Origin of the sequence: Salipiger sp. D13 (assembly GCF_003703915.1) — a bacterium.
GTDB lineage: Bacteria > Pseudomonadota > Alphaproteobacteria > Rhodobacterales > Rhodobacteraceae > Salipiger > Salipiger profundus.
In genome coordinates this window covers 22,811-41,067 of record NZ_ML112592.1, presented here as the reverse complement: position 1 = coordinate 41,067, position 18,257 = coordinate 22,811, and the positions used below count along the sequence as shown (strand labels likewise).

At 68.6% G+C, this 18,257-nt stretch carries 19 protein-coding genes and 1 riboswitch; of the genes, 18 read left to right on the top strand and 1 reads right to left on the bottom strand.

What is annotated here, in order from left to right; all coding sequences use genetic code 11:
- Positions 1-27: 27 nt before the first annotated feature.
- Entirely contained in the window at positions 28-897 is an 870-nt protein-coding gene (locus D6860_RS06915) for a hypothetical protein (protein ID WP_076622123.1), read from the bottom strand.
- A gap of 182 nt (positions 898-1,079) precedes the next feature.
- Between D6860_RS06915 and miaB the strand changes: the two genes are divergently transcribed.
- The 18 genes from miaB (at position 1,080) to D6860_RS06825 (ending at position 18,149) form a co-directional block, all read left to right on the top strand.
- Positions 1,080-2,387: a tRNA (N6-isopentenyl adenosine(37)-C2)-methylthiotransferase MiaB gene (gene miaB / locus D6860_RS06910; protein WP_076622122.1), complete on the top strand. Its 1,308-nt coding sequence runs from the start codon at positions 1,080-1,082 to the stop codon at positions 2,385-2,387.
- A 232-nt stretch (positions 2,388-2,619) separates the two neighbouring features.
- Positions 2,620-3,231: an OmpA family protein gene (locus D6860_RS06905; protein WP_017467705.1), complete on the top strand. Its 612-nt coding sequence runs from the start codon at positions 2,620-2,622 to the stop codon at positions 3,229-3,231.
- 11 nt (positions 3,232-3,242) lie between these two features.
- Entirely contained in the window at positions 3,243-3,560 is a 318-nt protein-coding gene (locus tag D6860_RS06900; RefSeq protein WP_017467706.1) for a hypothetical protein, read from the top strand.
- Between the two features lie 151 nt (positions 3,561-3,711).
- A complete protein-coding gene (locus D6860_RS06895) occupies positions 3,712-4,692 on the top strand; it encodes a PhoH family protein (RefSeq protein ID WP_076622121.1) in 981 nt (326 codons plus the stop codon).
- A gap of 98 nt (positions 4,693-4,790) precedes the next feature.
- On the top strand, positions 4,791-5,270 hold the full coding sequence (ybeY, locus tag D6860_RS06890; RefSeq protein WP_076625214.1) for an rRNA maturation RNase YbeY: 480 nt from the start codon (positions 4,791-4,793) through the stop codon (positions 5,268-5,270).
- Between the two features lie 36 nt (positions 5,271-5,306).
- Positions 5,307-6,266 carry a hemolysin family protein gene (locus D6860_RS06885; RefSeq protein ID WP_076622120.1) on the top strand — a complete coding sequence of 320 codons (960 nt, stop codon included), beginning with the start codon at positions 5,307-5,309 and terminating at the stop codon, positions 6,264-6,266.
- Complete coding sequence (gene lnt / locus D6860_RS06880; protein WP_076622119.1) at positions 6,259-7,791, top strand: apolipoprotein N-acyltransferase; 1,533 nt, start codon at positions 6,259-6,261, stop codon at positions 7,789-7,791. The genes D6860_RS06885 and lnt overlap by 8 nt, the downstream gene beginning before the upstream one ends.
- 37 nt (positions 7,792-7,828) lie before the next feature.
- A riboswitch (SAM-SAH riboswitch) is annotated at positions 7,829-7,877 on the top strand.
- A 3-nt stretch (positions 7,878-7,880) separates the two neighbouring features.
- Complete coding sequence (gene metK, locus D6860_RS06875) at positions 7,881-9,059, top strand: methionine adenosyltransferase (protein ID WP_076622118.1); 1,179 nt, start codon at positions 7,881-7,883, stop codon at positions 9,057-9,059.
- Positions 9,060-9,157: 98 nt separating this feature from the next.
- Positions 9,158-9,871, top strand: coding sequence for a tRNA (guanine(46)-N(7))-methyltransferase TrmB (locus D6860_RS06870; protein ID WP_076622117.1), 714 nt, complete (start codon positions 9,158-9,160; stop codon positions 9,869-9,871).
- Positions 9,872-9,998: 127 nt separating this feature from the next.
- Entirely contained in the window at positions 9,999-11,345 is a 1,347-nt protein-coding gene (gene aroA / locus D6860_RS06865) for a 3-phosphoshikimate 1-carboxyvinyltransferase (RefSeq protein ID WP_076622116.1), read from the top strand.
- Positions 11,342-11,848: a hypothetical protein gene (locus D6860_RS06860; protein WP_076622115.1), complete on the top strand. Its 507-nt coding sequence runs from the start codon at positions 11,342-11,344 to the stop codon at positions 11,846-11,848. The genes aroA and D6860_RS06860 overlap by 4 nt, the downstream gene beginning before the upstream one ends.
- Before the next feature lie 57 nt (positions 11,849-11,905).
- Positions 11,906-12,535 carry a (d)CMP kinase gene (locus tag D6860_RS06855; RefSeq protein WP_076622114.1) on the top strand — a complete coding sequence of 210 codons (630 nt, stop codon included), beginning with the start codon at positions 11,906-11,908 and terminating at the stop codon, positions 12,533-12,535.
- On the top strand, positions 12,532-13,524 hold the full coding sequence (locus D6860_RS06850) for an aldo/keto reductase (RefSeq protein ID WP_076622113.1): 993 nt from the start codon (positions 12,532-12,534) through the stop codon (positions 13,522-13,524). The genes D6860_RS06855 and D6860_RS06850 overlap by 4 nt, the downstream gene beginning before the upstream one ends.
- Positions 13,525-13,753: 229 nt before the next feature.
- Positions 13,754-15,430 carry a 30S ribosomal protein S1 gene (rpsA, locus tag D6860_RS06845; RefSeq protein WP_076622112.1) on the top strand — a complete coding sequence of 559 codons (1,677 nt, stop codon included), beginning with the start codon at positions 13,754-13,756 and terminating at the stop codon, positions 15,428-15,430.
- A 327-nt stretch (positions 15,431-15,757) separates the two neighbouring features.
- Positions 15,758-16,039 (top strand): integration host factor subunit beta, encoded by a 282-nt coding sequence (ihfB, locus tag D6860_RS06840; protein ID WP_076622111.1) that lies wholly within the window; start codon positions 15,758-15,760, stop codon positions 16,037-16,039.
- Between the two features lie 8 nt (positions 16,040-16,047).
- Positions 16,048-16,398 carry a lipopolysaccharide assembly protein LapA domain-containing protein gene (locus tag D6860_RS06835; RefSeq protein ID WP_076622110.1) on the top strand — a complete coding sequence of 117 codons (351 nt, stop codon included), beginning with the start codon at positions 16,048-16,050 and terminating at the stop codon, positions 16,396-16,398.
- A gap of 114 nt (positions 16,399-16,512) precedes the next feature.
- On the top strand, positions 16,513-17,184 hold the full coding sequence (locus D6860_RS06830) for a phosphoribosylanthranilate isomerase (RefSeq protein ID WP_076622109.1): 672 nt from the start codon (positions 16,513-16,515) through the stop codon (positions 17,182-17,184).
- A gap of 134 nt (positions 17,185-17,318) precedes the next feature.
- Complete coding sequence (locus D6860_RS06825) at positions 17,319-18,149, top strand: transglutaminase family protein (protein WP_076622108.1); 831 nt, start codon at positions 17,319-17,321, stop codon at positions 18,147-18,149.
- The last annotated feature ends 108 nt before the right edge of the window (positions 18,150-18,257 follow it).

The following is an 18,257-nucleotide window of genomic DNA, read 5'->3' as shown; positions in this document are numbered from 1 at the left end:
AGCGGAAGGCCCCGCCCGGGGCCTTCTTCAGAACCACTGTCCCGGTTCCATCAGCCCCAGGTCCAGCAACTGACGCGAATGCCATTCGAACGGCGTGGAATTGTGCCAGCGGAAGCTGTGGATGTCGGAGCTGCTGCCGGGGTTGCGCTTGAGCGCCTTGGCGGTGCGGAACGACACCAGCGCCGCGGTCAGGTTGTTGTGCCAGGGGCAGGCGTAGGTGTTGTATTCCTCGTCGCTGAAAGTGTGATCGTCGCGCAGCCTCAGCCCCGGCTTCGCCCGGAACAGCGAAATGCGGTCGATCTTGCGCCGCGCGGGCGGGACATGCTCTTCGTAGCGCCAGCGCAGGCCGCCGAAGAAATCCAGTTGCCGCTGCTTCGGGTGGTTGTGCTTCTGCGGATCCTTGCGTGCCAGCGCGTAGTAACCCGAGCGGTCCATCCATGCCTCGTCGAGCGACACCGCGTCGGGATGCCGGTCGAGGTCGGAGGCGTAGAGGTCGATGACATAGGTCAGCATGGCGTCGCGGCGTTCCTCGGCGTGGAACGCCAGCATCTCCGAGACCGTGCGGGTCTCGCAGAACGGGTAGAACAGGTATTCCGCGTTGTAGCAGTAGAACATCCACTGGCCCGGCGCGGCGTCGCTGACCGCGTCGACCGCGCGCGGCACGGCCCGGTCTGCGGCCGGGTCGTGGTCGATCCGGTGGACGCGATCGCGCAGGTCCGGTGCCAGCGCGAATTGCGGGGGCATGAAGGCCAGCACGCATCGAAACCCCGACTGCAGGTGGTGGCGCAGCGTGGTGTCGATCTCGGCCGCGTCCTCGCAGAAGACCATCGCGACGGGGCCGGTGCCGAGCGCCGCTTTCGAGCTCCTGAGAAAGGCGTCGAGGCCGGGGTGGTGCATGGGCGGTTTCTCCGGGCGGGGTCGCCGCAGGATTCCGTGAAAGTCGCGCCCGATGCAAGCCCGGCGCGGTCCGGGGAGGGAAACGCGGGGCAGGGGCCGCGACCCGCCGCGTCGCTCCCCTTTTCACGGGCCGCGTTTTGCGCTATCCGCCGCGACTTGAACCGCGCCACCGGGAGCACATCATGACCCAGCCCAAGAAGCTCTACATCAAGACCTACGGCTGCCAGATGAACGTCTACGACAGCGAGCGCATGGCCGAGGCCATGGGCGGGCAGGGCTACGTCCAGACGGACCGGCCCGATGACGCCGACATGATCCTGCTGAACACCTGCCACATCCGCGAGAAGGCCGCCGAAAAGGTCTACTCGGAGCTGGGCCGCTACAAGGGCCTCAAGGCCGAGCGCCCGGATCTCAAGATCGGGGTGGCGGGCTGCGTCGCGCAGGCCGAGGGCGAGGAGATCGTCCGCCGCCAGCCGCTTGTCGACATGGTGGTCGGCCCGCAGAGCTATCACCGGCTGCCCGACCTGCTGGCCCGCACGAACAACGGCGCCAAGGCGCTCGACACAGACTTCCCCGAGGAGGACAAGTTCGAGCACCTCAAGGCCCGGCCCAAGGCGAAGCGCGGCCCGACCGCGTTCCTCACGGTGCAGGAAGGCTGCGACAAGTTCTGCGCCTTTTGCGTGGTGCCCTACACCCGTGGTGCCGAGGTGAGCCGCCCGGCGGCCCGCGTGATGGACGAGGCGCGCGACCTCGTCGAGCGCGGCGTGCGCGAGATCACCCTGCTGGGGCAGAACGTCAACGCCTACCACGGCCACGACCGGGGGCTCGCGGGGCTCATCCGCGAGCTTGCGACCATCGACGGGCTCGAGCGCATCCGCTTCACCACCTCGCATCCGAACGACATGGACGACGCCCTGATCGCCGCCCACGGCGACTGCGAGAAGCTGATGCCCTACCTGCACCTGCCGGTTCAGGCGGGCTCGGACCGTATCCTCAAGCGGATGAACCGCCAGCACACCGCCGAGCAATACCTGCGGCTCATCGAGCGGCTGCGCGCGGCCCGTCCCGACCTGCACCTGTCGGGCGACTTTATCGTCGGCTTCCCGGAAGAGACCGAGCAGGACTTCCGCGACACGCTCGCGCTGATCGAGGCGGTGGAATACGGCTCTGCTTTCTCGTTCAAGTACTCCGAACGGCCCGGCACGCCGGCCGCCGAGCGCGCGCAGGTGCCCGAGGAGGAAAAGGACGACCGCCTGCAGCGGCTACAGGCGCTGCTCACGCAGCAGCAGCGCCGCCTGCAGGACGCGATGGTCGGCCGCGAGCTCGGCGTGCTTTTCGAGAAGCCGGGCCGGATGGCCGGCCAGATGGTCGGCAAGTCCGACTACCTGCACGCGGTTCACGTCGAGGCCGAGGGGCTGTCGCCGGGCGACCTGCGCCGCGTGCGCATCGTGGATAGCGGGCCGAATTCGCTGCGCGGCGAGCTGGTCTGAGACCCGGTCGCAAGGGGCGGCCGCACCGGCGCCGCCCCTCCGTCGCGGCCTTGCGAACAATGCTGTGGGCGGGGCTTGTTTGTCCCGGCATTAACCACAATATGTAGTAGATTTCGCTTCACAGAACGGAATTCTCTGATAATCTCTTGGTTTATAGTATGTTTGCACCGTTCCGCCGATCTCCGGCTCCGGGGCATCTGGGGAACCACTTTTAGAACAAGGGACAGAGGCTGTGGCGAATTGCATTTCCAAAGCCCTCCGCGGCATCTTCGGTGCCGTGGCGATCGCCGGCCTCGCTGCCACCGCGGGGATCAGCCCTGCCGCGGCCGGCAGCGACGGCTTCAAGGAACCGACCATCTCCACGCAGAGCACGCGCACCATCAAGGGTGAGCGCTACGTTCCGGGGATCTCGATCTCGCCCGACGGCTGCGAGATCTGGGTGATGGACGACGGCGTCGAGGGCTACGCCGTTTCGCGCATGACCCCCGACGGACGGCCGGTCTGCCGAGATATCAACGTCTGCGGCACGCTCAACACCGACCAGTATTTCGCCACCGACAAGTACAACATCCACGCCGGCGGCCGCGACCGCCTGCGCCAGTTCTTCCAGAGCGCCAGCGCCTTCGGCTTCATCATCGTCGGCCACACCGACGCGCGCGCCAGCAAGGAATACAACATGCGGCTGAGCTACAACCGCGCCAACGCGGTGGCCCAGGTCGCCCGCGCCTCGGGCGCCCGCATCGTCGACGTGCGCGGCTACGGCGAGGACTACCCGGTCGCGACCAATCGCACGGCCGAGGGCATGGCGAAGAACCGCCGCGTCGAAATCCTGTGTGTGCGCTGAGGAGACCGGCCATGAAACTTGCTAAACTCGCTCTCGCGCTCGGCACCGTCGCCGCGCTCTCCGCCTGCGCCACCGACGTGCCGATCGGTCCCGACAAGAGCAAGGACCTCAACCTCATCGACCGTGACGACCTCAGCCAGCTCAAGTGGGGCGTCTGGGTCGATCCGGACGGCTGCGACAACTGGATCGCCGATGACGGGGTCGAGGGCTATCTCGCCCGCCGCTACGACCGCTACGGCAAGCCGGTCTGCTCGGGCGTCGCGCCGCCGACCGTCGCGTCGGGCAACTTCAAGCAGGGCTCGACCAGCGTCATCGGCGACCCGCTCTGATCCTGTCGCACACACTGCCATGTTACCGGCCGCGCGGTTGCCCACCGCGCGGTCTTTCTGCATTTGGCGCAGGCAACGCGGTGGTGCGGGGCTTGCCCTTCCGCCGCCCGCTTGGCACGATTGAGACAGACTCGAGGCGCAGGAGACATGCGTGACCACAGGCACCCTCACAGAAGCCATCCTTGAATTCCCGGACAACCGGCTGCTGATCGACCTTTGCGGCGAGTTCGACCGCAATCTCACCGACATCGAGACCCGCACCGGCGTGCAGATCCTGCGCCGGGGCAACCAGCTGGCGATCCACGGCCCGGAAGACGCACAGACCGCCGCGCGCGACGTGCTCACCGCGCTCTACCAGCGGCTCGAGCAGGGGCGTGCGGTCAGCCGGGCCGACATCGACCGCGAGTTCCGCCTCGCCCCCGAGGAAGAAGACTCCGAGGCCCAGCTCGAGATGTTCGACGGCGGCAAGGTCGAGATCAAGACCCGCAAGAAGCTGATCGAGCCGCGCACCGACGCGCAGAAGGCCTACGTGCGGTCGCTCTACGGCAACGAGCTCGCCTTCGGCATCGGCCCGGCGGGCACCGGCAAGACCTATCTCGCCGTGGCGGTTGGCGTGAACATGCTGATCACCGGCGCCGTCGACAAGATCATCCTCTGCCGCCCGGCGGTGGAAGCGGGCGAGCGGCTGGGCTTCCTTCCGGGCACGCAGGAAGAGAAGGTCGACCCCTACATGCAGCCGCTCTACGACGCGCTGAACGACTTCCTGCCCGGCAAGCAGCTCGCCAGGATGCGCGAAGAGAAGACCGTAGAGATCGCGCCGCTGGCCTTCATGCGCGGCCGCACCCTGTCGAACGCCTTCGTGGTGCTCGACGAGGCGCAGAACGCCACCACCATGCAGATGAAGATGTTCCTGACCCGCCTGGGCGAGGGCTCGCGCATGGTCATCACCGGCGACCGCACGCAGGTCGACCTGCCGCGTGGCGTGCCCTCGGGCCTGTGGGATGCCGAGCGGCTGCTCAAGGGCATCGAAAAGATCGGCTTCAACTACTTCACCGGCAAGGACGTGGTGCGTCACCCGCTTGTCGCGGCGATCATCGAAGCCTATGAGAACGACGCCGAGGGTGCCGCCTGACAGGGCGGTCCCCGGTTTCTTCTGGCCGGAAATATCCCGGGGGTGAGGCACGCATGTGCCGAGGGGGCAGCGCCCCCTGCGACCCCGGCGGAGACATGATGCTCACCGATCTCATCTGCGAAGACGACCGCTGGGAGGCCCTGGGCCTCGAGGACCTCGCCGAGCGCGCCGCCCGCGCGGCCCTGAGCCATGTCGGGCTCGATCCCGACGGCTTCGAGATTGCCGTCCTCGCCTGCGACGATGCCCGCATCGCGGCACTCAACGCCGATTTCCGCGACAAGCCAAAGCCCACCAACGTGCTGTCCTGGCCGTCGGAGGAGCGCACGCCCGACCGGCTTCCCGAGGGCGACCCGGAGATGCCGGAAGAGCTTGGCGACATCGCCATCGCCTACGAAACCTGCCTGCGCGAGGCCCGCGATCAGGACAAGACACCGGCCGACCATCTCACCCATCTGATCGTTCACGCCACCCTGCATCTGCTGGGCCACGACCATGTGAGTGACGAGGAAGCCACGGTGATGGAAACTCTCGAGACAGAAATACTTGGCAAAATGGGTATCGCGAACCCATATTCCTAAGACTTGGGGTTCGGCCCCGCCAACGGAAAAGGATCTATGGGCGACACCGACGGCTCGTCTATGGCGGCGCACAGCGCGCGGCCAGGAGCATACGAACAAGGCGGCGACGGATTTTTCCGCCGTCTTTTCAGAGCGTTCAAACCGGCGCCGGATCAGGTCGCCCCGGTGGACAATACCCCCGTGCCTCAGGCCATGACCCCTCCTCCGGGGCTCATGAACCTGCGCCGCATGCGCGTCGAGGACGTGGCGATTCCCAAGGCGGACATCGTGGCGGTGCCTGACACCAGCACGAAATCCGAGCTTGTGAAGGTTTTCCGCGAAAGCGGCATGACCCGCTTGCCGGTCTACTCCGGCACGCTCGACACGCCGATCGGCATGGCGCACCTCAAGGATTTCTCGCTGCGCCACGGCTTCAACGGCAACGGCGACGAGGATTTCGACCTCACCAAGATCCTGCGCCCGCTGGTCTTCGTCCCGCCCTCCATGCCCATCGGCGTGCTGCTCACCAAGATGCAGACCGAACGCCGGCACATGGCGCTGGTGATCGACGAATACGGCGGTGTCGACGGGCTCGTGACCATCGAGGACCTGATCGAACAGGTCATCGGCGAGATCGAGGACGAGCACGACATCGACGAGGGCCGCAACTTCTTCCGCGAGAAGACCGGCAGCTGGCTGGCGCTCGCGAAGACGCCGCTCGAGGAGTTCGAGGCCGACACCGGCATCGCGCTCACTGCCGACGAGGACATTGACGAGGAAGAGATCGACACGCTCGGTGGCCTCGTGTTCATGCTGGCGGGGCACGTCCCCGCCCGGGGCGAGGTGATCCCGCATCCGGCGGGCATCGACTTCGAGGTCGTCGACGCCGATCCCCGCCGCATCAAGCGGTTGCGCATCCGTCCGCACACCACGGTCGCGGCGCTGCCCGCCCCCGAGCCGAAGCCGGCGGCCGTGCCGCAGGCCCAACGCTCCGAGACGGAGGCGCCGCGTGCTTGACGTCGCGCGCCGGCGGCTCGACGGGCTGCCGGGCTGGGCAAGGCTGACGCTGGCCGTCGCGGCTGGCGCGGTCATGGGCTTCGGGCAGGCGCCCTTCGATCTGCCGTGGCCGGCCTTCGCCGGCCTCGTCGCGGCCTTCCTGCTGTTCGACGCGGCGCGGGGCACCCGCGGCGCGCTGGCGGCGGGCTGGGGCGTCGGGCTGGGCTACTTCGGGCTGGTGCTGTCCTGGGTGGTCGAGCCGTTCCAGGTCGACGCGGTCACGACGGGCTGGATGGCCCCCTTCGCGCTGTTCTTCCTCGCGGCGGGGCTGGCGCTGTTCTGGGCGCTCGCCTTCTGGGGCGCGGCGCAGGTGCGGCGGCGGCGCCGGCTCTTCGCGCTGGTCGTGCTCTGGGCCACGGCCGAGCTGGCCCGCGCCTATCTCTTCACCGGCTTTCCCTGGGCCATGGTCGGCTCGCTCTGGACGCCCGTCGACGCGATCCAGTGGGTCGCGGTCATCGGTCCGCACGGGCTGACCTTCGTCACCCTCGGGGCGGCGGCGCTGCTCGCCGTTGCCCTGCGCGGGGGCGCCGCGAAGGCGTGGCGCCCGGCGCTTGCCGGGGGCGCGCTGCTGGCCGTTCTGGTCTTTGGCGGGATGGCGCTGGTGCCGCCGCTGCAGGATCTCGACGGCCGGCCGGTGGTGCGGCTGGTGCAGCCCAACGCCCCGCAGCGCCAGAAGTGGGACCCGGCCTGGGTGCCGACCTTCTTCGACCGGCAGGTCGAATTCACTGCCGCCCCGTCTCACCAAGACCTCGCGCGCCCGGCGCTGACCGTCTGGCCGGAGACCGCGCTGCCGATGCTGCTGAACCGCGCCGACCGCGGGCTCGAGATCGCCACCGACGCGGCCTTCCCGGGGCGGCTCGTGGTCGGCATCCAGCGCGAAGAGGCCGGTGACTACTACAATTCGCTGGTTCTGGCGGAGCAGGGGCCCGAGGTGCTGCAGGTCTACGACAAGCACCATCTCGTGCCCTTCGGGGAATACATGCCCGCCGCGTGGTTCTTCAGCCATTTCGAGATCGGCGGGCTCGCGCAGCGGGCGGCGGGCGGCTACGCCGCGGGCCCGGGGCCGCGCACCATCGACCTGGGCGAGGAACTGGGACGGGCGCTGCCGCTCATCTGCTACGAGGCGGTCTTTCCGCAGGACCTGCGGTCGCCGCAGCGCCCCGATTTCCTGCTGCAGCTCACCAACGACGCATGGTTCGGCACGTTCTCGGGGCCCTACCAGCATCTCGCGCAGGCGCGGGTGCGGGCCATCGAGCAGGGGCTGCCGATGGTGCGCGCCGCCAACACCGGCGTCTCGGCGGTGATCGACGGGGCCGGGCGCGTGCTCGACCGTCTGCCGCTGGGCGAGGCCGGCTATCTCGACACCGCGCTGCCGCCGCCGCTGCGGGTGACCCCCTACAGCCGCACCGGCGACCTGCCGGCGCTCGGCCTGTTTCTTGTGCTCGCCCTCGCGGCTTTCTGGCGCGTCCGGCGCGTTTCCGATTGACGCCCCTGTCGGCACGCCGTAGCCATAGTGCGTTACATCCCCGTCACAACGGCTTCCTGGCGTGACGGTCGGTACCCAATGGAGCGCAAATGTCCCGACAAAACTACACTTTCACCTCGGAGTCCGTGTCCGAGGGTCACCCTGACAAGGTCTGTGACCGTATTTCCGATGCGGTGCTCGATGCGCTGCTCGCGGAAGACCCGCTGGCGCGCGTCGCCTGCGAAACCTTCGCCACCACCAACCGCGTGGTCATCGGGGGCGAGATCGGCCTGTCCGATCAGGCCAAGCTCTCCGAGTACATGCAGGCGATCCCGGACATCGCGCGCGCGTGCATCCGGGACATCGGCTACGAGCAGGACAAGTTTCACTGGGAAACGGTCGAGATCACCAACCTGCTGCACGAGCAGTCGGCGCATATCGCGCAAGGCGTGACCGGCGAGCGCGGCGACGAGGGCGCCGGCGACCAGGGCATCATGTTCGGCTACGCCACCAACGAGACGCCGGAGATGATGCCGGCGCCGATCCTGTTCTCGCACGCGGTGCTCAAGCGGCTCGCCGAGGCGCGCAAGTCGGGCGAGGCGCCGATGCTGGGGCCGGACGCGAAGTCGCAGTTCTCGGTCCGCTACGAGAACGGCAAGCCGGTGGGCGTGACCTCGGTCGTGCTGTCGCACCAGCACCTCGACCCGGATCTCAGCTCGGCCGACGTGCGCGCGATCGTCGAGCCCTACATCCGCGAGGTCCTGCCCGAGGGCTGGCTCACCGACGCGACCGACTGGTGGGTGAACCCCACCGGCACCTTCGTGATCGGCGGGCCCGACGGCGACGCCGGCCTTACGGGGCGCAAGATCATCGTCGACACCTACGGCGGCGCGGCGCCGCACGGCGGCGGCGCCTTCTCGGGCAAGGACCCGACCAAGGTGGACCGCTCGGCGGCCTATGCCTCGCGCTACCTCGCCAAGAACATCGTCGCGGCGGGGCTGGCCGAGCGCTGCACCGTGCAGCTGTCCTATGCCATCGGCGTGGCGAAGCCGCTGTCGATCTACGTCGACAGCTTCGGCACCGCCGAGGTCGACCCGGCGGCCATCGAGGCGGCGATCCCCAAGGTCATGGACCTGACGCCGCGCGGCATCCGCACTCATCTCGACCTCAACAAGCCGATCTACGAGCGCACCGCGGCCTACGGCCACTTCGGGCGTGCGCCCGACGAGGACGGCGGTTTCTCGTGGGAGCAGACCGACCTTGCCGAGGCGCTGAAGAAAGAGATCTGAAGCGCAAAGGCGTCGAAGGACAACAGGGGCGGCCGTCGCGGGCCGCCCTTTTTCGTGCGGGATTGCCCTGCGCGGGGCTTGGCGCTAAACGCGCGGCCATGACCACGTCGAACAAGCATCCCGGCGCCCCCTGGCGCAATTTCTACGGCCGCGTGAAGGGCAAGACCCTCAAGGCGTCGCAGGAGGCCTATCTCGAGGAAGATCTCGGCGCGCTGTCGCCGGGACCGGTGGACTGGGACGTGAACCCGGACCGGGTGCCGCTCGACACGGGGCGGCTCTTCGACGGCAAGCCGCTGTGGCTCGAGGTGGGCTTCGGCGGCGGCGAGCACATGGTCCACCAGGCGGCGCAGAACCCGCAGGTCGGGATCGTCGGCTGCGAGCCCTACATCAACGGCGTCGCGATGTTGCTGGGCAAGATCCGCCGCGCCGGCGTCGGCAACGTGCGGGTCTACCCGGGCGACGTGCGCAACCTCTTCGACGTGCTGCCGGACGGCTGCATCGAGCGGGCCTTCCTGCTCTACCCGGACCCCTGGCCGAAGAAGAAGCATCACCGCCGGCGGTTCGTGACGCAGGAGCACCTCGAGCCGCTGGCCCGGGCGATGACGCCGGGCGCGATCTTCCGCGTGGCCACCGACATTCCGGACTACGTGCGGCAGACGCTGGTCGAGGTGCCCAAGGCGGGCTTCGAGTGGCTGGCCGAGCGGCCTGAGGACTGGCGCGAACCCTGGGACGACTGGCTGTCGACCCGCTACGAGCAGAAGGCGCTGCGTGAGGGCCGGGTGCCGCATTACCTGACGTTCCGCCGGGTGTGAGCGGGAGAGAGGGGGCGCTGCCCCCTCGGCCTTGCGGCCTCACCCCCGAGGGTATTTGGAAAGAGAAGAAGACAGGGGCGCGGGGCGCTGCTATCAGCGCCCGTGAGCGATAACAGGAGAGGGTGTCATGTCGAGCCACGGGGAAGCCATTCCGATGATTGCGCGCCGGTCGCAGGGTCTGCGCGGCGAGGCGCATGTGCCGGGGGACAAGTCGATCTCGCACCGGTCGCTGATCCTCGGGGCGATGGCGGTCGGCGAGACGAAGGTCACCGGCCTGCTCGAGGGGCAGGACGTTCTGGACACCGCGAAGGCGATGCGCGCCTTCGGCGCGGAGGTCGAGAAGCGCGGCGACACATGGCACGTGCAGGGCGTGGGGGTCGGCGGGTTCTCGGAGCCGGGGCAGGTGATCGACTGCGGCAACTCCGGCACCGGGGTGCGGCTGATCATGGGGGCGATGGCGACCACGCCGATCGCCGCGACCTTCACCGGGGACGCGAGCCTCAACAAGCGGCCGATGGCGCGGGTGACCGATCCGCTGGCGCTGTTCGGGGCACAGGCGCATGGCCGGTCCGGCGGGCGGCTGCCGATGACCATCCTCGGGGCGCGCGATCCGCTGCCGGTGCGCTACGCGACGCCGGTGCCGTCGGCGCAGGTGAAATCGGCGGTGCTGCTGGCGGGGCTGAACGCACCGGGGCAGACCGTGGTGATCGAGCGCGAGGCGACGCGCGACCATTCCGAGCGGATGCTCACCGGGTTCGGCGCCGAGGTGGTCACCGAGGACACGCCCGAGGGCCGGGTCATCACCCTGACCGGACGACCGGAGCTGAAGCCGCAGGTCATCGTGGTGCCGCGCGATCCGTCCTCGGCGGCCTTCCCGGTCTGCGCCGCGCTGATCACCGAGGGCTCGGACGTGCTGGTTCCGAACATCGGGCTCAACCCGACGCGGGCGGGGCTGTTCTTCACCCTGCAGGAGATGGGCGCCGACCTGACCTTCGAGAACCCGCGCGAGGAGGGCGGTGAGCCGGTCGCCGACCTGCGCGCCCGCTTCTCGCCGGATCTCAAGGGCATAGAGGTGCCGCCCGAGCGCGCGGCGAGCATGATCGACGAGTACCCGGTGCTTTCGGTGGTCGCGGCTTTTGCCGAGGGGCGCACCCACATGCCGGGCGTCCGCGAGCTGCGGGTGAAGGAGAGCGACCGGATCGACGCCATGGCGCGCGGGCTGCGTGCCAACGGTGTCGAGGTCGACGAGGGCGAGGACTGGTGGACGGTCACGGGGCGCGGTCATGGCAACGTGCCGGGCGGCGCCGAGGTGCAGAGCCATCTCGACCACCGCATCGCCATGTCGTTCCTCGTCATGGGGCTTGGCACCACCGAGCCGGTGTGGGTCGACGACGGCGGACCCATCGCGACTTCGTTCCCGGTGTTCGAGCCGCTGATGACGGGGCTTGGTGCGGACATCGCGCGGGGCGCATGAGCCGGCTGCTGCCGGTCGTCGCGGCGCTGGCGACGGCGACCTTCCTGCTGATGGGCTGGTTTTCATGGACCGTGCTGGTGCCGGCCGCGGGCGGGCAGCTGCCGCTCGACGCGCGGCTTGCGGGCTACGACGGCGCGGCGGTGCTGGACTATCTGCGGGCACTCGATGACGGCGGGCGCGGGGTCTACCTGCTCGAGATGCGCTGGCTCGACGCGGCCTTCATGGCAAGCTTCGCGCTGTCGCTCGGGCTAGGGCTGCAGATCCTCGCACGCGGGCGGGGGCGGCTGCTGCGGGCGCTTCTGGTCCTGCCGCCGCTGGCCTATTTCTGCGCCGACTGGGCCGAGAACGCGGTGGTGCGGGAACTGCTCCTGCGCGGGGCGGAGGGGTTCCTGCCGGAGCTTGCGGCCTGGGCCTCGCGCTTCACGCAGGCCAAGGTCGGGCTCGTGCTGATTTGCGTGCTCGGTCTCGGCGCGCTCTGGCGGCGTCGTCCGTGCGAGGCTTGAAGCCTGCTCTCGGGGCCGCCATAAGCGGCGGAAGGGCCGAATTCAGGAGGCTGACCCATGAGCTTTACCATCGCCATCGACGGGCCGGCGGCTGCCGGCAAGGGCACGATCAGCAAGGCCGTGGCCGCGCATTTCGGCGTCGGACATCTCGACACCGGGCTGCTCTACCGCGCCGTGGGCCGGCGCATGCTCGACGGGGTCGAGCCGATCGAGGCCGCGCAGGCGCTCGTGGCCGAGGATCTCGAGGCCGAGGGGCTGCGCAGCCCCGAGGTGGCACAGGCGGCGAGCAAGGTCGCGGTGATCCCCGAGGTGCGCGCCGCACTCGTCGACTTCCAGCGGGCCTATGCGCGCCGCTCGGGCGGGGCGGTGCTCGACGGGCGTGACATCGGCACGGTGATCTGTCCCGAGGCCGAGGCCAAGCTCTTCGTCACCGCCAGCGCCGAGGTGCGCGCGCGGCGTCGCTTCGACGAGCTGCAGGCTGCCGGGGTCGAGGTCGACTACGACACGGTGCTGGCCGAGACCCGGGAGCGCGACGCGCGCGACGCGTCCCGCGCCGACGCCCCGTTGCGCCCGGCGGAGGATGCGGTGATCATCGACACGTCGGAGCTCGACATCGCGGCAGCCGTCGCCCGTGCGGTGGCGGCAGTGGACCTGCGTCGGGCCATTATCCAGGGAGACGGCGAATGAAACAGCGGCGGATCGGCGCGGCCGAGGTCTCGTGCCTCGGGGTCGGGGGCATGTCGTTCTCGGACATGTACGGTGCCACGACCGAGGAGAATTCCTTTGCGGTGCTGGACCTCGCGCGCGAGGTCGGGGTCACGCATATCGATACCTCGAACATCTACGGCATGGGCCGCTCGGAGACGACCATCGGCGCGTGGCTCAAGGCCAACCCCGGCGCTCGGGACGGGCTGCATATCGCCACCAAGGCGGGCATCACCAAGGACGCCGAGGGCAACCGTTGTTTCGACAACTCGCCCGCGCACATGGAGGCCGAGCTCGACGGGTCGCTGAAGCGGCTGGGCGTCGATTGCGTCGACCTGTTCTATGCCCATCGCTACCAGGCGGAGATCCCGCCCGAAGAGGTGGCCGGCACGCTCGGCCGCCTGGTGGAAAAGGGCAAGTGCCGCGCCATCGGCCTGTCGGAGATCGCGCCCGCCACCCTGCGCCGGGCACATGCCGAACACCCGGTCGCGGCGGTGCAGTCGGAATACTCGCTCTCGACCCGCGCGCCCGAGCTGGGGCTCCTGCAGGCCTGCGCGGAACTGGGCACGGCGCTGGTCGCCTTCTCGCCGGTGGGGCGCTCGCTGCTGACCGACCATCCGCTCACGCGCGAGGCGATCTCGGAGAGCGTGTTCCTGCGGACCAACCCCCGGTTCACCGAGCCGAACCTCACCGCCAACCTCGAGATGGTCGCGGGCTTCCGCGCGCTGGCCGCCGAGATGGGCCTGAGCGCCGCTGCGCTGGCCATCGCCTGGACGCTGCACAAGGGGCCGCATGTCATCCCGATCCCGGGCACCCGCTCGGTCGCGCATTTCCGCGAACTGGTCGAGGGGGCGGAGGCGTCGCTGTCGGACGCGCAGTTGGCCCGGGTCGAGCAGGTGCTGCCGATGGGCTGGTGCCACGGCGACCGCTACACGGCGGCGCAATGGGTCGGCCCGGAGCGCTACTGCTGAGCGCGCGGCGGCGGGGCAGGGCTGTTCGGGCTTGATCCCGGGCCGTGCATTGCGTATATCGCGCGCGTCAAGACAGGCATAAAGCCCGCGACGAAGAGGCGAGCAGGGTCGGCACCAAACCGGCCCTCTTTGTCATATGCGGACGTCTGAAGAGACCAACCCGTTCAAGACCGGCGGAGACAACCGCCCGGCCAGTAAAAGACAGATGTGAAAAGGATCAGAACGCCACATGGCTAACGCAACCATGGAGGAATTCGAGGCCCTCCTTAATGAAAGCCTCGAAATGGACACGCCCGATGAGGGCACTGTCGTCAAGGGCAAGGTCATCGCCGTAGAGGCAGGCCAGGCCATCATCGACGTCGGCTACAAGATGGAAGGCCGCGTCGATCTCAAGGAATTCGCGAATCCCGGCGAAGCACCCGACATCTCCGTCGGTGACGAGGTCGAAGTCTACCTCCGTTCCGCCGAGAACGCCCGCGGCGAAGCCGTCATCTCGCGCGAGATGGCCCGTCGCGAAGCCGCATGGGATCGCCTCGAGAAGGCATATGCCGACGACGCCCGCGTCGAAGGCGCGATCTTCGGCCGCGTCAAGGGCGGCTTCACCGTCGATCTCGGCGGCGCCGTGGCCTTCCTGCCCGGCTCGCAGGTCGACGTGCGCCCCGTGCGCGACGCAGGCCCGCTCATGGGTCTCAAGCAGCCGTTCCAGATCCTCAAGATGGACCGTCGCCGTGGCAACATCGTTGTCTCGCGCCGTGCGATCCTCGAAGAGAGCCGTGCCGAGCAGCGTGCCGAGGTCATCGCCGCACTGCATGAAGGCCAGACCGTGGAAGGCGTGGTCAAGAACATCACCGAGTACGGCGCATTCGTCGACCTCGGCGGCGTCGACGGCCTGCTGCACGTGACCGACATGGCATGGCGCCGTGTGAACCACCCGTCCGAGATCCTGTCGATCGGCGAGACCGTCAAGGTCCAGGTCATCAAGATCAACAAGGAAACCCACCGTATCTCCCTCGGCATGAAGCAGCTGCAGGAAGACCCGTGGGATCTGGTGGCGGTCAAGTACCCGCTGGCCTCGGTCCACAAGGGCCGCGTGACCAACATCACCGATTACGGCGCCTTCGTGGAGCTGGAGCCGGGCGTGGAAGGTCTCGTGCACGTCTCCGAGATGTCCTGGACCAAGAAGAACGTCCACCCGGGCAAGATCGTGTCGACCTCGCAGGAGGTGGACGTCATGGTGCTCGAGATCGACCAGGCGAAGCGCCGCGTGTCGCTCGGCCTCAAGCAGACCATGCGCAACCCGTGGGAAGTCTTCTCCGAGACCCACCCCGAGGGCACGCAGGTCGAGGGCGAGGTCAAGAACATCACCGAGTTCGGCCTGTTCATCGGTCTCGACGGCGAGATCGACGGCATGGTGCACCTCTCCGACCTCAGCTGGGACCAGCGCGGCGAGGAAGCCATCCAGGAGTACCGCAAGGGCGACGTGGTTCAGGCCGTGGTCACCGAGGTGGACACCGAGAAGGAGCGCATCTCGCTCTCGATCAAGGCCCTGGGCGGCGACAAGTTCGCGGAAGCCATCGGCGGCGTGAAGCGCGGTGCGATCATCACCGTCGAGGTCACCGCGATCGAGGATGGCGGCATCGAGGTGGAATACGAGGGCATGAAGTCCTTCATCCGCCGCTCCGACCTGTCGCGTGACCGTTCCGAGCAGCGCCCCGAGCGTTTCTCGATGGGTGACAAGGTCGACGTCCGCGTCACCAACATCGACAACAAGACCCGTCGTCTTGGCCTGTCGATCAAGGCACGCGAGATCGCCGAAGAGAAAGAGGCCGTTCAGCAGTACGGTTCCTCCGACTCGGGTGCGTCGCTGGGCGACATCCTTGGCGCCGCGCTGAAGGGCGACGAGTGATCCGCCGGGCCGAGTGCCCGACCGCATGAAACGAGAGGGCCCCGCCGGAGCGATCCGGCGGGGCCTTTTCCTGTGCAGGGCGGGGGTCAGCCCCGCCTGGTCGCGGCGGCGCGAATCGCGGCCCGCCCGCAACCGGGTTCCGTGGCGCTGCGGCGCAGCATCGCTGGCGGCCTGACCGCGAAGCCCGGCAGTAGCGCCAACCGAATCCCCAAACGGCTGCCATGGAAGGTTTTTCGCGCAATCTCCCGGTTTTCCTTTGAACTTCTCCGCGCTACTGTTCACGACACAGACACGGCGCGACAAGACGCCATGAGGGGATGTGTGAGGATGATCAGATCTGAATTGATCCAGAAGATCGCGGAGGAGAATCCGCATCTCTACCAGCGGGACGTGGAGCGGATCGTGAACACGATCTTCGAGGAGATCACGAATGCCATGGCCCGGGGCGACCGGGTCGAGCTGCGCGGGTTCGGCGCCTTCTCGGTGAAGAAGCGCGACGCCCGGACCGGGCGCAACCCAAGGACCGGTGAAGCGGTCGAGGTCGAGGAAAAGCACGTGCCGTTCTTCAAGACGGGCAAGCTTCTCCGCGACCGGCTGAACGGAAAGTAAGACAGGATATGCGTTACATTCGCTATGCGTTTCTGGGCGTCCTCGCCGTCGTCCTCGTTGCCATTGCCATGGCCAACCGGTCCATGGTCGACCTTCAGCTGTTGCCCGACCAGCTCGCGGCACTGCTGAGCTTCCAGGCCGGGATCTCGGTTCCGGTGTTCCTGGTGTTCTTCGCCGGTATCGTGGCCGGGCTGCTCATCGGCTTCTTCTGGGAGTGGCTGCGCGAGCACAAGCACCGCGCGGCGGCCGCCGAGCGCAAGGCCGAGCTGCGCCGTCTCGAGCGCGAGCTGAAGCGCACGCAGGCCGAGCGCGACAAGAACAAGGACGAAGTGCTGGCGATCCTCGACCAGAGCGCCTGAGCGGACGGTCGGGTCTCGCCGGGGTGGGGGCTCTGCCCCCGTCCGCGCGCTGCGCGCACGGACTCCCCCGAGGTATTTGTCGAACCGGAGAAGATCCGGTCGGAGTAAAGCGGAATGACCGACATTCGGGTGAAGATCTGCGGGCTCACGCGGCCCGGAGACGTGCAGGCCGCCGCCGAGGCGGGCGCGCGTTACGGCGGCTTCGTGTTTTTCCCCAAGAGCCCGCGCCATGTCGAGATCGCGCGTGCGCGTGAGCTGGCGCTGGAGGCGCCGCTCGGGCTGGCCAAGGTCGGGCTCGTGGTGAACGCGGACGACGCGTTGCTCGATGCGATCCTCGCCGAGGTTCCGCTCGACATGCTGCAGCTTCACGGGTCGGAGAGCGTCGCACGGGTGGCCGAGATCAAGGCGCGCTACGGGTTGCCGGTGATGAAGGCCGTCGGGGTTGCCGGAGAGGATGACCTTGAGGCGCTGGCCGACTACGGTCGGGTGGCGGACCAGCTTCTGGTGGATGCCAAGGCGCCCAAGGGCGCGGCGCTTCCGGGCGGAAACGGGCTCGCCTTCGACTGGCGGCTGGTGGCGAATCGTCGCTGGCCTTGCCCGTGGATGCTGGCCGGGGGACTGACGCCTGCGAACGTCGCGGAGGCGGTGGCGCTGACCGGGGCGCCGCAGGTCGACGTCTCGTCCGGGGTCGAATCGGCGCCGGGCGTGAAGGATCCGGCGCGCATCGCGGCCTTCGTGGCGGCCGCGCAGGCCGGAGCCGTCGAGAAAGCCGTTCCGCGGCTTTGAGCCTCGGGTCGCATCTGGTGAATTTTCGGGCGGTGGGCATGGCGCCTTTGACGTGGAGCGGCACGGGCACTGGGCCGGCGCCGCGCAGGGTGGTCTGATGCCCGTCGTGCGCTGCTGACGCGGAGTGAGCCGGAATGCGCTTTTCGGTCCGTCACGAGACCCTTTACAGCTACGAGAGCCCGGTCTCGCTTGGCCAGCATCGGTTGCGCCTGTCGCCGCGCCCGGGCGCCGGGCAGCTTTTGCAGCGGGCGCTGGTGGTGGAGCCCGAGCCGCGTGCCCGCGAGGAGCGCGAGGACAGCCATGGCAACCTCATGACGGTTCTCGACTTTGGCGCACCGAGCCGCTTGTTACGTGTGGAGAGCCGCTTCGAGATCAAGACAGCCGTGCCGCCTCCGGTGGAGGAGGCCGGACTGCCCGCGCTGCCCTGGTCCAGAGCGCCTGCCGTCCTTGCTGGTTGTCTCACGCTCGACCGGCCGCCTGGCCCGGCGGTGGTCGATTTCGCGCAGGCGCTGGCGGCGGAGCAGGGCCAGAGGCCGCTGCGGTTTCTCGACGCGCTGACGGAGACACTCTATCGCCGCACGGACCGGCGCATCCGGGACACGGGCTATGCGCAGGCGCCCGAGGAGACGCTGCTGCGGGCAGAGGGCGCCTGCCGCGACCTCGCGGTCCTGTTCATCGCCTGCTGCCGTCTCGTGGGTCTTCCCGCGCGATTCGCCAGCGGTTACCAGGCGCAGGCCGAGAGTGTCGACGGTCAGCGGCATCTGCACGCCTGGCCCGAGGTCTTCCTGCCGGGAGCGGGCTGGCGGGGGTTCGATCCGACCCATGGGCAGCGTGTCAGCGATGGCCACGTGGTGCTTTGCGCCGCGCCGGGGCAGGGCGAGACCATGCCGGTCGAGGGCAGCTATTACGGGCCCCCGGTTGCGGCAGAACTGCGCTACAGGGTGGAGATCGAGACGAGCGAATAGGATCGCCGCACCGGTCCGGTTTTACCGCATGGCGCCGCGCTCTGCGTAGGGCGTTGTCGCCGGTCTTCCAAAAACAGAAAAGGCCGCCCGAGGGCAGCCCAATCCAAA